Annotated in this window: 13 protein-coding genes; 8 read left to right on the top strand and 5 right to left on the bottom strand. The window is 72.3% G+C overall.

Annotated features, from left to right (window positions below):
• The first annotated feature begins 34 nt into the window (after nt 1-34).
• The 3 genes from ACZ6QQ_RS15090 to ACZ6QQ_RS15080 are packed head-to-tail and all read left to right on the top strand — an operon-like array spanning nt 35 to nt 3237.
• Entirely contained in the window at nt 35-1741 is a 1707-nt protein-coding gene (locus tag ACZ6QQ_RS15090) for an MFS transporter (protein WP_465876736.1), read from the top strand.
• The gene (locus ACZ6QQ_RS15085) at nt 1738-2373 is read left to right on the top strand and encodes a futalosine hydrolase (RefSeq protein WP_465876735.1); all 636 of its coding nucleotides are present in this window, start codon (nt 1738-1740) and stop codon (nt 2371-2373) included. Before ACZ6QQ_RS15090 ends, ACZ6QQ_RS15085 begins: the two co-directional genes overlap by 4 nt.
• A gap of 24 nt (nt 2374-2397) precedes the next feature.
• Nucleotides 2398-3237 (top strand): 1,4-dihydroxy-6-naphthoate synthase, encoded by an 840-nt coding sequence (locus tag ACZ6QQ_RS15080; RefSeq protein ID WP_465876734.1) that lies wholly within the window; start codon nt 2398-2400, stop codon nt 3235-3237.
• Here the strand turns inward: ACZ6QQ_RS15080 and ACZ6QQ_RS15075 are convergent.
• Both ACZ6QQ_RS15075 and ACZ6QQ_RS15070 read right to left on the bottom strand, forming a co-directional pair.
• Nucleotides 3198-3584: a cold-shock protein gene (locus ACZ6QQ_RS15075; protein ID WP_465876733.1), complete on the bottom strand. Its 387-nt coding sequence runs from the start codon at nt 3582-3584 to the stop codon at nt 3198-3200. The genes ACZ6QQ_RS15080 and ACZ6QQ_RS15075 overlap by 40 nt on opposite strands.
• 35 nt (nt 3585-3619) lie before the next feature.
• The gene (locus ACZ6QQ_RS15070) at nt 3620-4240 is read right to left on the bottom strand and encodes an HAD family hydrolase (RefSeq protein ID WP_465876732.1); all 621 of its coding nucleotides are present in this window, start codon (nt 4238-4240) and stop codon (nt 3620-3622) included.
• A 91-nt stretch (nt 4241-4331) separates the two neighbouring features.
• On the opposite strand from ACZ6QQ_RS15070, the gene ACZ6QQ_RS15065 reads away from it, so the two are divergent.
• Entirely contained in the window at nt 4332-6812 is a 2481-nt protein-coding gene (locus ACZ6QQ_RS15065) for a helicase-associated domain-containing protein (RefSeq protein WP_465876731.1), read from the top strand.
• Nucleotides 6813-6820: 8 nt separating this feature from the next.
• On the opposite strand, the gene ACZ6QQ_RS15060 is transcribed toward ACZ6QQ_RS15065, so the two are convergent.
• Nucleotides 6821-7084 (bottom strand): hypothetical protein, encoded by a 264-nt coding sequence (locus ACZ6QQ_RS15060; RefSeq protein WP_465876730.1) that lies wholly within the window; start codon nt 7082-7084, stop codon nt 6821-6823.
• A gap of 398 nt (nt 7085-7482) precedes the next feature.
• Here ACZ6QQ_RS15060 and ACZ6QQ_RS15055 point away from each other — a divergent pair, with 398 nt between their 5' ends.
• Nucleotides 7483-9192 (top strand): DNA repair helicase XPB, encoded by a 1710-nt coding sequence (locus ACZ6QQ_RS15055; protein ID WP_465876729.1) that lies wholly within the window; start codon nt 7483-7485, stop codon nt 9190-9192.
• 17 nt (nt 9193-9209) lie between these two features.
• Here the strand turns inward: ACZ6QQ_RS15055 and ligD (ACZ6QQ_RS15050) are convergent, their stop codons facing one another.
• Together ligD (ACZ6QQ_RS15050) and ligD (ACZ6QQ_RS15045) are read right to left on the bottom strand one after the other, a co-directional pair.
• On the bottom strand, nt 9210-10142 hold the full coding sequence (ligD, locus tag ACZ6QQ_RS15050) for a non-homologous end-joining DNA ligase (protein WP_465876728.1): 933 nt from the start codon (nt 10140-10142) through the stop codon (nt 9210-9212).
• On the bottom strand, nt 10132-11073 hold the full coding sequence (gene ligD / locus ACZ6QQ_RS15045; protein WP_465876727.1) for a non-homologous end-joining DNA ligase: 942 nt from the start codon (nt 11071-11073) through the stop codon (nt 10132-10134). The genes ligD (ACZ6QQ_RS15050) and ligD (ACZ6QQ_RS15045) overlap by 11 nt, the downstream gene beginning before the upstream one ends.
• 85 nt (nt 11074-11158) lie before the next feature.
• Here ligD (ACZ6QQ_RS15045) and ku point away from each other — a divergent pair, with 85 nt between their 5' ends.
• The 3 genes from ku to ACZ6QQ_RS15030 all read left to right on the top strand — a co-directional run bounded on the left by ku (nt 11159) and on the right by ACZ6QQ_RS15030 (nt 14391).
• Entirely contained in the window at nt 11159-12235 is a 1077-nt protein-coding gene (gene ku, locus ACZ6QQ_RS15040; RefSeq protein ID WP_465876726.1) for a non-homologous end joining protein Ku, read from the top strand.
• 174 nt (nt 12236-12409) lie between these two features.
• Nucleotides 12410-13105 carry an FKBP-type peptidyl-prolyl cis-trans isomerase gene (locus tag ACZ6QQ_RS15035; RefSeq protein ID WP_465876725.1) on the top strand — a complete coding sequence of 232 codons (696 nt, stop codon included), beginning with the start codon at nt 12410-12412 and terminating at the stop codon, nt 13103-13105.
• A gap of 149 nt (nt 13106-13254) precedes the next feature.
• Complete coding sequence (locus tag ACZ6QQ_RS15030) at nt 13255-14391, top strand: glutathione-independent formaldehyde dehydrogenase (protein ID WP_465876724.1); 1137 nt, start codon at nt 13255-13257, stop codon at nt 14389-14391.
• Nucleotide 14392: the final 1 nt, after the last annotated feature.

Here is a 14392-nt window from a genome sequence, read left to right as displayed (position 1 = left end):
CCGGCCGCTCGCCGAATGGGCGAGGATGGTGCACATGCCGCTGTTCAGCCGCCCCCAGGGGTCGTTCCTCGGGCGTGCCCTCGGAAGGACGATCCGGGGCGTCCGTGCGCTCGTACGCGGGACGTTCCGGGGCGGTGCCTGGATCACCCGGAGTGCCGGACGGGTACGGACCAGGGGCGCCGGCGGCGAGACCGGCATGGTGCGCCTGTTCGACCTGCACGCCATCTCGTGTGCCGGCGACGTACTGATCACGATCGGGCTGGCCGGCACGATCTTCTTCAACGCCCCGCTCGGCGAGGCACGCGGCAAGGTCGCGCTCTACCTGCTGGTCACCATGGTCCCGTTCGCGCTGCTGGCACCCGTGGTGGGCCCGCTGCTCGACCACTTCCGGCACGGCCGCCGGTACGCGCTCGCCGCCACCATGCTCGGTCGCGCCTTCCTGGCCTGGTTGATCTCCGACTACATCCACGGGTTCGGCCTCTACCCGGCCGCGTTCGGCGTACTCGCCCTCTCCCGCGCGTACGGGGTGGCCCGCTCGGCGGCCGTGCCCCGGCTGCTGCCCGAGGGCATCGGCCTGTCCCAGGTCGGAGCACGGGCCAGCGTCTACGGCACCATCGCCGGTGCCGTGGTGGCGCCGCTGGGCCTGGCCGCGTTCTGGGTCGGTCCACAGTGGCCGCTCCGGGTGGCGTCGGTGATCTTCCTGATCGGCATGGTGATCGCGCTCCGGCTGCCACCGCGCGCCGACTCCGAGCCACCTGAGGCTGTCCCCCGGGCGTTCCGGGCCATCTGGCGGGGCAACGGAACCGGGGCCCTGGGGCGGGGCGGTCCGAACGGCCGGCTGGTGATCGGCGCCCTGGTCGGCGGCGCCACCCTGCGCGGCCTGTACGGCTTCCTCCTGCTCTTCCTCGCCTTCGCGATCAAGGGCGGCGACATCACCACCTCCGTACTCGGCCGGGACCTCTCCGACCAGGCCGCGCTGGGACTGGTCGGCGGGGCACTGGTGGTCGGCAGCTTCCTGGCCACCGCGCTCGGCACCCGGCTGCGCATCCACCGGCCGACCGCGATCCAGTCCAGCGGCCTGGTCATCGTCGCCGCCCTGGCGGTGCTGGCCACGGTCCGGTTCTCGCTGCTCACGGTCGCCCTGCTCTGCCTGGTCACCGCACTCGTCAGCGGCATCGCCAAGCTCGCCGTCGACGCCTCGATCCAGGAACGGATCCGGGAACGCTCCAGGGCCAGCGCCTTCGCCCACTCCGAGACCGCGCTGATGCTCGCCTTCGTGGCCGGCGGCGCGATCGGCCTGATCCCGCTCGACGGCCGGGTCGGCATCGCGGTGTTGAGCGGGCTGGCCACCCTCGCCGCCGTACGGGCCGTCGTGGTGGCGGGCCGGCTGCGCGGCGAACGGCTGCACGGCCGGGCCATCCCGGACGCCGAGCAGGAAGCCGCCGACGAACAGGCCGCCGCCGAGCAGGCCGCCCAGGCTCGGGCCGCAGCCGACCGGGACGAGGCCGGACGGCGGGCGAGTGCCGACCGGGAAACCGCCGAACGGGAAAGCGCCGAGCGGGGGGCCGTCACCGAACCGGCGACGGCGACGGCGGGCCCGGCCGGGAACACGGGCGGCGGCGAGCGCCCGCTGGCCCCACCCGGCTACCACGTCTACCGACCGTCGTCGGCCGTAGCCGCGCCGAGCTCCGGCGACGACGGCACGCACCAGTCACCTGAACCACGGGAGCCGACCACATGAGCGCTGGACTGCTGATCGTCACCGCCGTACCGGCCGAGGCGGAGGCGATCCGGGCCGGCCTGTCCAGCACCACCGTGACGGTCGCACCGGTCGGGGTCGGACCGGCCGCCGCCGCGGCCGGCACCGCCCGGCTGCTCGCCCTCGCCGAGGCGGCCGGACGCCCGTACCAGGCGGTGATCAGCGCCGGGATCGGCGGCGGCTTCCCGGACCGCGCGGCGCTCGGCACCATCGTGCTGGCCACCCGGAGCATCGCCGCCGACCTCGGCGCCGAGTCACCGGACGGCTTCCTGCCCCTGGACGAGCTGGGCTTCGGACCGTCGGCGGCGAGCGCCGACCCGGCGCTGCTGGACCGGCTGCGCGAGTCGCTGCCCCGGGCCACCGTCGGCGCGGTGATCACGTGCAGCACGGTCACCGGGACCTCCGACAGCGCCCGCGCGCTCGCCGCCCGCTACCCGGACGCGGTGGCCGAGGCGATGGAGGGGTACGGCGTCGCCGTCGCCGCCGCCCAGGCCGGGGTCCCCTTCGCCGAACTGCGCACCATCTCCAACCCGGTCGGCCCCCGTGACCGGGGTGCGTGGCGGATCACCGAGGCGTTCGAGGCGCTCCGCTCGGCGGCCGCCGCGCTGCGCTGATCCACTGCGGGTTACGGTGGGGACGTGGCACTCTCGCTGGCCTTCTCCCCCTGCCCCAACGACACCTTCGTCTTCCACGCCCTGGTCCACGGCCTGGTACCGGGGGCGCCGCCGATGAAGGTGACCTACGCCGACGTGGACGTCACCAACACCGCCGCCCAGCAGGGTGCGTACGACATCGTGAAGGTGAGTTACGCCGCACTGCCGTGGCTGCTCGACGACTACCAGCTGCTGCCGTGCGGCGGGGCGCTCGGGCGCGGCTGCGGTCCGCTGGTGCTGACCCGGGGCGACCGGACCGATCTGGGCGGGGCGACCGTCGCGGTGCCCGGTGACCGGACCACGGCGTACCTGCTGTTCCGGCTCTGGGCGGCGGACCAGCGGCCGGCGAAGATCGAGGTGGTGCCGTTCCACGAGATCATGCCCGGGGTGGCGGCCGGTCGCTACGACGCCGGGCTGGTCATCCACGAGGCCCGGTTCACCTACCACCGGCACGGGCTGACCGCCCTGGTCGACCTCGGCGAATGGTGGGAGTCGGACACCGGGCTACCGATTCCGCTCGGCGCGATCCTGGCCCGCCGCGGCACCGTGGATCCGGTGGCCGCGACGGACTGGATCCGCGCGTCCGTACGACAGGCCTGGGCCGACCCGGCCGGCACCCGCGAGTACGTGCTGGCGCACGCGCAGGAGATGGAACCGGACGTGGTCGACCAGCACATCGCGCTCTATGTGAACGAGTTCACCGCAGACCTCGGCGACGACGGCTATCGGGCGATCGACGCCCTGCTCCGCCGGGCCGCGGCGGCCGGGTTGACCCCGGCGACCCCTCAGACTTCCAGTTCGCTGGCGACCGCGTGGACCAGCTGAGCGACGGTCTGCGCGGTCTTCTTGTCCGGGTACCTGCCGCGCCGCAGATCGGGCTGGACCTTCGCCTCCAGCACCTTGATCATGTCTTCGACCAGCCCGTGCAACTCCTCGGCGGGACGGCGGCGGAGCTCCGCCATGGACGGCGGGGCGTCCAGCAGTTTCGCAGCGTGGGCCTGGGCGCCCTTGCGACTGTCCACCACGCCGAACTCGATCCGCTGACCCCCCTTGAGATCGGTGACACCAGCGGGCAACGCGCTCTTGGGTAGGAACACGTCGCCGCCCTCGTCACTGGTGACGAATCCATAACCCTTGGCCGCGTCGTACCACTTCACTCGACCCGTCGGCACCTGATTGACCTCGACTCCGTATGCGGCTGCTGACCTCACAAGGCTAGCCGCAACAGGCCCGGCAACGCCGCTGGGAATCCGGTCAGGTCATCGAGGACCAGCTCCGCCCCGGCCGACCGCAGCTCATCCACATCGCACGGCCCGGTGGCGACACCGACGCCGGGCACGTCGGCGATCCGGGCGGCGGTCATGTCCGCGACATGGTCGCCGACATAGAGCCGGGCGTGGTGCTCCCGCAACGCGGTCGCCTTCTGCTCGGCGAACAGGTCGCCGGCCACCTCGTCCACCGCCAGCCCGAGATGCTCCACGTGCAGCCGGGCGAGCCGGCCGAGCTTCGAGGTGACAACCAACACACGCAGCCCGGCGTCGCGGACCGCGGCCAGCGTCTCGGCCGCGCCGGGCAGCAGCAACGTCGGCTCGACCGCGTACGACGGGTAGAGCGAGCGGAACGTCGTCACCGCCGACTCGACCTGCTCGGCCGGGAACCACTGCGCCAGCTCGTGCCGCAGCGGTGGGCCGAGCCGGCTGACCGCGAGGTCGGCGTCGACGTACACCCCGGTCCGGGCGGTCAGCTCGCGGTACGTGGCGGCGATACCGGGCCGGGAGTCGATCAAGGTCATGTCAAGGTCGAACCCGACCGAGGGGGTGGTCGCCATCCAATCATCGTCGCACGCCGACCGAGTCGGCGAGTCCAGCCGGCCGACCGAGGGGCAGAGGCGGCACTCGGCCGGATAGCGTGGAACGACGATGACCACCTCACTCGCCGATCACCTGCGGTCGCTGCCGGACGAAGCCCTGGCGGCGCTGCTGCAACTGCGCCCCGATCTGGTCCTACCGGTCCCGGCCGACATCTCAGCGCTCGCCATCCGGGCGCAGTCACGGGTCTCGGTCGCCCGTGCCCTGGACGGGCTGGACCAGTTCACCCTGCAGATCCTCGACGGCGCCCGGCTGACCCGCAGCCCGGCCGACGCCACCACCTCCGTCGACGCGATCCTGGCCGTCGCGGCGGTGCCCGCGCAGGGTGCCGACCCGGCCGCCGTACGGGCCGCCCTGAACCGGCTGCGCGCGCTCTTCCTGCTCTACGGCCCGGAGCACGGGTTGCAGGTGGTGCCGGGAGTGGACGAGGTCAGCTCGCCGTACCCGGCGGGTCTGGGGCGGGCCGCGCTGGACCTGGACCCGGCCGCGGCCGCGCTCTGCGCCGACCCGGCCCGACTGCGCCGTACGGTGCTGGCGGCACCACCGGCGGCCCGCGCGATCCTGGACCGACTCGCCGCCGGCCCCCCGGTGGGCACGCTGCCGCCGAAGGCGCTGGACGCCCCGCCGGTCGAGGACCCGGCGAACCCCGGTTCCGGCTCACCGGTGCGGTGGCTGGTGGAGAACTCCCTGCTCGTACCGATCTCCGACGGCGACGCCGGATCGGGCGGAACCGCCGTGGAACTGCCCCGCGAGATCGGGCTGCTGCTGCGCCGCGACTCCGGGCCGCTCGGCCCGATGCAGCCGCTGCCGCCGGCACTCGGCACCGCCGCCCTGCGGGAGCCGAAGGCCGTCGACTCGGCCGGTGCCGGCCAGGCGATGGAGCTGGTCCGGCAGGCCGAGACGGTGCTGGAGGCGCTCGCCGCCGAACCACCCCCGGTGCTGCGCTCCGGTGGTCTGGGCGTACGTGAGCTGCGCCGGATCGCCCGTGGTGTCGGGTTGGACGAGGCGACCACGGGACTGGTGCTGGAGGTCGTCTACGCCGCCGGACTGGCCGGGGAGGTCGACCTGGCCGGCGCCACCACCACCCGGGCCGGTGCCGACCAGCAGGTGCTGCCGACCGCCGGCTACGAGACCTGGCGGGCCGGATCGTTGGCCCGACGCTGGGAGCAACTGGCCCTGGCGTGGCTGGCCATGACCCGCCAACCGGGGCTGATCGGCCAGCGCGACGAACGGGACCGGTTGATCACCGTCCTCTCCCCCGAACTGGAACGGGCCGGTATGCCGACCGCCCGGCGGGCACTGTTGGGCGTACTCGCCGGACTGGATCCGGGGACCGCGCCCGGCCCGGACGAGGTGCTGGCGCTGCTCGCCTGGCGGTCACCACGGCGTCTGCGGGGGCGGGAGGCAGCCCAGCGGGAGGCGCTCGCCGAGGCGGCCCGGCTCGGTCTGACCGGGCTCGGCGCGATCACCTCCTACGGGCGGCTGCTGCTGACCGACTCGGCCGCCGCCGAGGACCGGTCGGCCGCCGGGACCGACGACCCGCTCGGCGTACGGCCGGGCGGCGACGAGTCCGGCGAGGTGTCGACGGCGGTCCGGGCACTGGACGGGCTGCTCCCGGCCCCGGTGGACCACTTCCTGCTCCAGGCCGACCTGAGCCTCGTGGTGCCCGGCCCACCCGAGCCGACCCTGGCGACCGAGTTGGAGGCGCTGGCCGACCCGGAGTCGGCCGGCGGCGCCAGCGTGTACCGGGTCACCGCGACCAGCCTGCGCCGGGCGCTCGACGCCGGGTACGCCGCCGAGGACCTGCACGCGCTCTTCCAGCGCCGGTCCCGTACGCCGGTCCCGCAGGGGTTGACGTACCTGGTCGACGACGTGGCCCGCAAGCACGGCGGGCTGCGGGTCGGCTCCGCCGGGGCGTACGTCCGCAGCGACGACGAGGCGCTGCTCGCCGAGGTGGTCGCCGACCGGCGGTTGAGCACGATGTCGCTGCGGCGGCTGGCGCCGACGGTGCTGGCCACCCCGTTCCAGGTGGGTCGACTGCTCACCGTGCTGCGCGAGGCCGGGTACGCGCCGGTGCCGGAGGACGCCAGCGGGGCGGTGGTGCTGACCCGGACGAAGGTACGCCGGGCCCCGGCCCGGGTGCCGGTCGGGAACCGGGTCGGCGACCCGCTCGCCGCGCCGAAGCTGACCACGCCCCGGGTGCTCGGCATCGTCGAGCAGATGCGCCGGGGCGACGCCGCCGCCCGGGCCGCCCGGCGGGCTCCGGATCCGGTCCGGGGCGGCACCGGCCGGGCCGGCGGGACCGCGACCCCGGCACACGCGCACACCCAGGCACTCGCGGTGCTCCAGCAGGCGATCCGGGACAGGGCGCCGGTCTGGGTCGGCTATGTCGACGCCCACGGGGCGACCACGTCCCGCCTGGTCCGGCCGGTTTCGATCGGCGCGGGTTACCTGCGGGCCGAGGACGAACGCACCGAGATGCTGCACACGTTCGCGCTGCACCGGATCACGGCGGCGGTGCTGGACGAGTAGCCAGGCGGTCAGTGGCGGCTGCGCCGTACGGTGCCGACGATCGCGATGACCAGCAGCAGCGTGAACGCGGTGCCGGCCGACTCGCCGACCGAGTTGACGAAGCCCTGGCGTTCCACCAGCCAGCCGAAGAGGAACCAGCCGACCAGGGCGACCGCGACGGTCGCGTACGCGACCACGGTGGCCCGGGAGACCGGGGCGTCCGGTGCCGACGGGCCGGCTGGCCCGTCGACCTGATGTTGCGATCCGGTGCTCAGCTCGCGGTCCAGCGACATGGCTGCCTCCCCCACCCGGGCCCGTCCTGTCCCTCAAGACTCGCACTCGGGCGGTCGTGGTGACAGGCCCGGAAACTGGCCGGACGCCGGTGAGCCGTTCGCCCCCGTTGCCCTCCGCCGCCGAGACCGGCCGGTGCCCCCGCACCCACCCCGGTCCCCCGACGGATCGAACGCGCATACACCGGCGCCGACCAGCACGACCACCACACCGGGCGGAACCGGACGGAGTGTCCCGGCGTCCAGACCCGGAGCGGTCGTCGTTCAGCTAGACGCCCGGAGGGTGGTCGGGGTTGCTTGAGGTGAAGACTTTTCTTGCTTCGTTTTCGGTCGGGCGGGATTCGTTACCGAGCGTGCAACACTTGAGGGTCTTGTTCCGCGCTGTCGAGAGGAACCTGAGCGTGAGCAGTGGCCCATTGATCGTGCAATCCGACAAAACGCTGCTGCTGGAGGTCGATCATCCGGACGCGCTCGGCTGTCGGATGGCGATCGCACCCTTCGCCGAGTTGGAACGCTCGCCGGAGCACGTGCACACCTACCGGCTGACCCCGTTGGGGCTCTGGAACGCGCGGGCCGCCGGCCACGACGCCGAGGGTGTCGTCGACGCGCTGCTGAAATACTCGCGCTATCCGGTGCCGCACGCGCTGCTCGTCGACATCGCCGAGACGATGGACCGGTACGGCCGGCTGCAACTGATGAACCACCCGAACCACGGACTGGTGCTGCACGCGCTCGACCGGATGGTGCTGATCGAGGTGGCCAAGAGCAAGAAGCTGGCCGGGATGCTCGGCGCCAAGGTCGACGACGACACCATGATCGTCCACCCGTCCGAGCGCGGTCGGCTCAAGCAGGGCCTGCTCAAGCTCGGCTGGCCGGCGGAGGACCTGGCCGGGTACGTCGACGGCGAGGCGCACCCGATCGAGCTGGCCGAGGCGGGCAAGGACGTACCGGCGGACGGTCGGCACCCGGCCCGGTACCAGGCGCCCTGGACGCTGCGGTCGTACCAGCGGGAGGCGGTGCAGCACTTCTGGGCCGGCGGGTCGGGCGTGGTGGTGCTGCCCTGCGGGGCGGGCAAGACCATGGTCGGCGCCGCCGCGATGGCCGAGGCGAAGGCGACCACGCTGATCCTGGTGACGAACACGGTCGCCGGCCGGCAGTGGAAGCGCGAGTTGATCGCCCGTACCTCGTTGACCGAGGAGGAGATCGGCGAGTACTCGGGCGAGCGCAAGGAGATCCGCCCGGTCACCATCGCGACGTACCAGGTGCTCACCGCGCGCCGCAACGGCGCCTTCACCCACCTGGACCTGTTCGGTGCCCGCGACTGGGGCCTGGTCATCTACGACGAGGTGCACCTGCTGCCGGCGCCGATCTTCCGGTTCACCGCCGACCTCCAGGCCCGCCGCCGGCTGGGCCTGACCGCGACCCTGGTACGCGAGGACGGCCGCGAGGGCGACGTCTTCTCGCTGATCGGCCCGAAGCGGTACGACGCGCCGTGGAAGGACATCGAGGCGCAGGGCTGGATCGCCCCGGCCGACTGCACCGAGGTACGGGTGACGCTGACCGACGCGGAGCGGATGGCGTACGCGACCGCCGAGCCGGAGGAGCGTTACCGGATGGCGGCGACCGCCCGGACGAAGCTGCCGGTGGTGAAGGCGCTGATCGACCGGCACCGGGGCGACCAGGTGCTGGTGATCGGCGGCTACATCGACCAGTTGCACCAGTTGGGCGAGTTCCTGGACGCACCGATCGTGGAGGGGTCCACCACGAACAAGGAACGCGAGCGGCTCTTCGACGCGTTCCGCTCGGGCGAGGTGCCGACCCTGGTCATCTCGAAGGTGGGCAACTTCTCGATCGACCTGCCCGAGGCCGGGATCGCGATCCAGGTCTCCGGCACGTTCGGTTCCCGGCAGGAGGAGGCGCAGCGGCTCGGCCGGGTGCTGCGCCCGAAGGCCGACCGCCGGCAGGCGCACTTCTACACGGTGGTCTCCCGCGACACCATCGACACCGAGTACGCCGCCCACCGGCAGCGTTTCCTGGCCGAGCAGGGCTACGCCTACCGGATCGTGGACGCCGACGACGTGCTCGGCCCGCCGCTGCCCAGCGTCGACTGAGCACGGGGCCGGGCGGGTCAGCGGGGGAGTTTGGGGCCGGGGACGAGCAGGTCGGCCATCAGGTCGCCGTACTCCTCGGCCCTGGCCAGCACCTCGGCGGCGGTGAACGGGCGGACGGCGCCCAACTCCCCCGAGCTTGCCGCCTCCACCTCGGTCCAGGTCAGCGGCGTCGACGCGGCCGGCACCGCCTGGGCCCGCAGCGAGTACGGCGCCACCGTCGTCTTCGCCGAGTTGTTCTGGCTCCAGTCGATGAAGATCTTGCCTGGTCGCAGCCGTTTGGCCATCTTCGCGGTGACCAGCTTCGGGTCGCCCTGCTCCAACTCCTCGGCGATCCGCCGGGCGTAACCGGAGACCTCCTCGGCGGACTGTTTGCCGGCGATCGGGCAGCAGAGCTGCATCCCCTTCTTGCCCGAGGTCTTCGGGTAGCTGGCGATGCCGTCCTCGGCCAGCCGGTCGCGCATCCGTACCGCCACCACGCAGCACTCCGGCAGCCCGGCCGGAGAGCCGGGATCGAGATCGACCACCATCAGGTCCGGCCGGGGCTCACCGCCACGGCTGCGGGTGCCCACCCGCCACTGCGGAGTGTGCATCTCCAGCGCGGCGAGGTTCGCCAGCCAGACCAGGGTGGGCAGGTCGTCGCAGACCACATAGTCCAGTTCGTCGCGGTCCTTGGACGAGCCGGGAGCGGGCAGCCGCTCCAGGCGTACCCATTCCGGGGTGCTGGCCGGGGCGTTCTTCTCGAAGAAGAACGACGAGTCCACCCCGTTCGGGTAGCGGATCCGGGTCAGCGGCCGGTCGCGCAGGTGCGGCAGCAGCACCGGGGCGATCCGGGTGTAGTAGTCGATCACCTCACCCTTGGTGAAACCGACGCCCGGATAGAGCACCTTGTCCAGGTTCGAGACCTCAAGGGTACGGTCCTCCACCTCGACCCTGATCTTCTCAGCCGGCATCGTCGACCTCCTCCGCCGCCTTGTCTGGACGCAACCGGCGCAGCCTCGGAAACCGCAGCCGCCCGTCCGGGGTGCGCTGGCCGTACTTCACCTCGACCACGATCTCGGGACGTACCCAGATCGCGCCCTTGGCATCCTCACGCGGCACGGTGTCGACGAACGGGGCGGTGTCGACCCGCAGCGGTTCCAGCACGGCCAGGAGTTCACGTTCGGCGGCCGCACCGATCCCGCCGCCGACCCGGCCCCGGAAGATCAGCCGGCCGTCCGGCGCCGGCACCCCGACCAGCAGTCCGCCGAGCCGGCGGGCGCCGGGACGCCAGCCGCCGATCACGAAGTCCCCGGTCACCTCCAGCTTGACCTTGAGCCAGTCCGGTGACCGCACCCCCGGCCGGTAGACCGAGTCGAGCCGCTTGGCGACCACACCCTCCAGCCCGTGTTCACCCGCCGCCTCGTAGGTGGCCGGCCCGTCCGGGAAGACCGGCGGCGCGGCCCACCGCGCGCCACCCAGGCCGAGGCCGTCGAGGGTGGCCCGGCGCCGCTCGTACGGCTGTCGGGTCAGGTCCGCGTCGGCCAGCCACAGCACGTCGAAGATCATGTACGTGACCGGCACCGTCGCCGCCAGCCGCGCGGCGCGACCCGGTTCGCGTACGTGCATCCGCTCGGCGAGGGCGGTGAACGACGGCTGTCCCCGGTCGGTCAGCACCACCACCTCGCCGTCGAGCAGCCCGTCCGGCACCTGCGCGCCGATCGGCGCCAACTCCGGATAGGCGGCGGTGATCTCGGCACCGGAGCGGGCGAACAGGCGTACCGCACCGCCGGTGATCCGGGCCAGGGCGCGCACGCCGTCCCACTTGAACTCATACGCCCAGCCGGGGCCGCTGGGCAGCTCCCCGGTCATGGCGAGCATCGGTCGAAGCGGTGCGCCCGGCACGAAATCACTCTAGGTCCGCACGGAAACACTCGCCCCACCTTCCACCAGATGCAATCCTGGTCAATACCGGGGAAGGGAGCGGGGAATGCGGGCTATCTGGCGGGGCGCGGTCTCATTCGGCCTGGTATCCATCGGCGTACGCCTATATTCGGCCACCGAGGAAAAGGACATCCGGTTCCATCAGGTGCACCGGACCGACGGTGGGCGAATCAAGTACAAGCGCACCTGCTCGATCGACGGCGAAGAGGTCAGCTACGACGACATCGCCAAGGGGTACGACCTCGGCGGTGGCGAGATGGTGATCCTGACCGACGAGGACTTCGCCGAGCTGCCGCTGACCACCTCGCACGCGATCGACGTACTGGAGTTCGTACCGGCCGAGCAGGTCGACCCGATCCTCTACAACAAGGCGTACTTCCTGGAGCCGGACGGGGCGGCGACCAAGCCGTACGTGCTGCTGCGGGACGCGCTCACCGACTCGGACCGGGTGGCGATCGTGAAGGTGGCGCTGCGCCAACGCGAACAGCTCGCCACCCTGCGCGTACGCGAGGGCGTACTGCTGCTCAACACGATGCTCTGGCCCGACGAGGTACGCGTCCCCGACTTCGGGTTCCTCGACGAGGACATCACGGTCCGCCCGCCGGAACTCGCCATGGCCAGCTCGTTGATCGACTCGATGGCCGGCGAGTTCCAACCGGACGCCTTCACCGACGACTACCGGACCGCTTTGCAGGAAGTGATCAACGCCAAGGTCGAAGGCCGCGAGGTGGTGCAACCGGAGGAGGCGGAGGAGGCCCCGCCGGCCGCCGTGGACCTGATGGCGGCGCTGCGCGCCTCGGTGGACCGGGCCCGGGCGGCCCGTGGTGAGGAACCGGCCGAGGGTCGCGGCGTGGCCAAGGCCACCCCGATCTCGGCGGCGAAGTCCGCCCAGCAGGCGGCGAAGGCGGCCAAGGCAGCGAAGGCCCCGGCGAAGAAGACCGCCCAGAAGAAGGCGACCGGGACGGCCGGCGCACCGGCGAAGAAGACGGCCGGAGCCGGCACGAAGTCCACCGGCACCACCTCGTCCGGCGCCAAGACGACCGGCGCGAAGTCAACCGGGGCGAAGAAGACCGCGGCGAAGAAGACCGCCCCGGCGAAGAAGACGGCTCGCAAGTCCGCCTGAGTCGGGTTCCGCCCGGAGGGGCAGCCGGGACCCGCAGCCGACTGCCGGCGTGATTGATCATCCGTACCGGGGCCATCCGGCTACCGGCCGAGTACCGTATGCAAGGCCCTTCGGTCGGAAACACATCCGGGCGAGGCCGCCCCGCCCCGACCTCTTCTGCAGGAGCCGACACCCATGAGCGATCAGGTCCAGAGCCGCCCAGCCATCGTCGACAGCGAGCCGGCGCCGCTGACCAAGTCCGAGAAGCGCGCGCTCGCGAAGGCCGCCAAGGCACGGGCCGCCGCCGCCAAGCGCCGCCGGCAGGCGCTCGCCGGCGCGTTCGCCGGGTTGGCCGTGGTCGCCGTGATCGTCGTCGCGTTCGTCGCCCTCGACGACACCGGCAAGGAACCGGCCGAAACCGCCGCCCCGGCCCCCAGCGTCACCGCCCCGGCCGACCCCGCCGCACCCGGCGCCCAGCCGCCGGCCAACGCGGAGTTCCCGCCGCTGCCGCCGGGCGCCGACCCGGCCCTCGGCAAGGAGCCGGTCGTGACCAAGGGCGAGGGCACGCTGGCCAAGCTGGCCGCGACCCCGCTGGTCGAGGGCACCGGACCGGCGGTCCAGGCGGGTCAGCAGATCACCGTGAACTACGTCGGCGTCACCTACAAGGACGGGACCGAGTTCGACTCCTCCTGGAAGCAGTCCCAGGCGGCCACGTTCCAGATCGGCACCGGTCGGGTCATCCCCGGTTGGGACCAGGGCCTGGTCGGGGTCAAGGTCGGCAGCCGGATCCAGCTCGACATCCCGAGCAACCTCGCGTACGGCGACGACCCGACCGACCAGTACCCGGACGGCGCACTGCGCTTCGTGGTCGACGTACTCGCGGCGCAGTAGACCCGGCAGCGGCACGACTGCCGCAACCGCTCCGAACGGTGAATCCCCGTGCACGGTCGCGGGGATTCACCGTTTCCGCATTCCGCCATCGAGAGCCCGCCGCCGCCCTAGGGTCGGAAGCAGGATCCCGGCCTGGGACAGGAGCGGACATGAGGGCAGTCGTCTACCACGGGGCCAACAACGTCTCGGTCGAGAACGTCGAGGACCCACGCATCGAGGACCCGAACGACGTCATCATCAAGGTCACCTCCACCGCGATCTGCGGATCCGACCTGCACATGTACGAGGGGCGCACGAGCGCGCCGCCGGGCATGGTGTTCGGCCACGAGAACATGGGCATCGTCACCGAGGTCGGTGCCGGTGTCGCCCGGGTCCGCAAGGGCGACCGGGTCTCCATCCCCTTCAACGTGGCCTGCGGATTCTGCAAGAACTGCTTCGCCGGGAACACCGCCTTCTGCCTGACGGTCAACTCCGGCTTCGCCGGTGGCGCGTACGGCTACGTCGCCATGGGGCCGTACCGGGGTGGGCAGGCCGAGTACCTGCGGGTGCCGTTCGCCGACTTCAACTGCCTCGACCTGCCGCCCGGCGACGAGCACGAGAACGACTTCGCCATGCTCGCCGACATCTTCCCCACCGGCTACCACGGCATCACCCTCGCCGACGTCCGGCCGGGCGAGACCGTGACGGTGATGGGCGGCGGACCGGTCGGACTGATGGCCGCGTACTCGGCGTTGCTGATCGGCGCCGCCAAGGTGTTCGTCGTCGACCGGGTGCCGTCCCGGCTCGGGCTGGCCGAGTCGATCGGCGCGATCCCGATCGACTACACCAAGGCCGACACGGTGATGCAGATCCTGGACCAGACCGACGGCAACGGCACCGACAAGGGCGTCGACGCGGTCGGTTACCAGGCGCACGGCACCAGCGGCGAGGAGCAACCCGCGCTGGTGCTGAACACGCTGGTCGACGCGGTACGGGCGACCGGGCGGATCGGGGTCGTCGGGCTCTACGTACCGAAGGATCCGGGGGCGCCCGACGAACACTCCGCCAACGGGGAGCTGCTCTTCCGGATCGGCAAGTTCTTCGAGAAGGGCCAGCGGATGGGAACCGGGCAGACGAACGCGAAGGCGTACAACGAGCAGCTGCGGGACCTGATCATCGCCGGCCGGGCCACACCGAGTTTCGTGGTCGGCAAGACGCTGCCGCTGGACGACGCACCCGATGCGTACGCCCGGTTCGACCGCCGGGAAGAAGGCTATTCGAAGGTCGTCCTCAAACCCGCCGCCTGAC

It is taken from the genome of Micromonospora sp. NPDC049529 (assembly GCF_055586685.1).
Note: the sequence above shows the minus strand (reverse complement) of the source record. Positions and strands in the feature narration are given on the sequence as shown.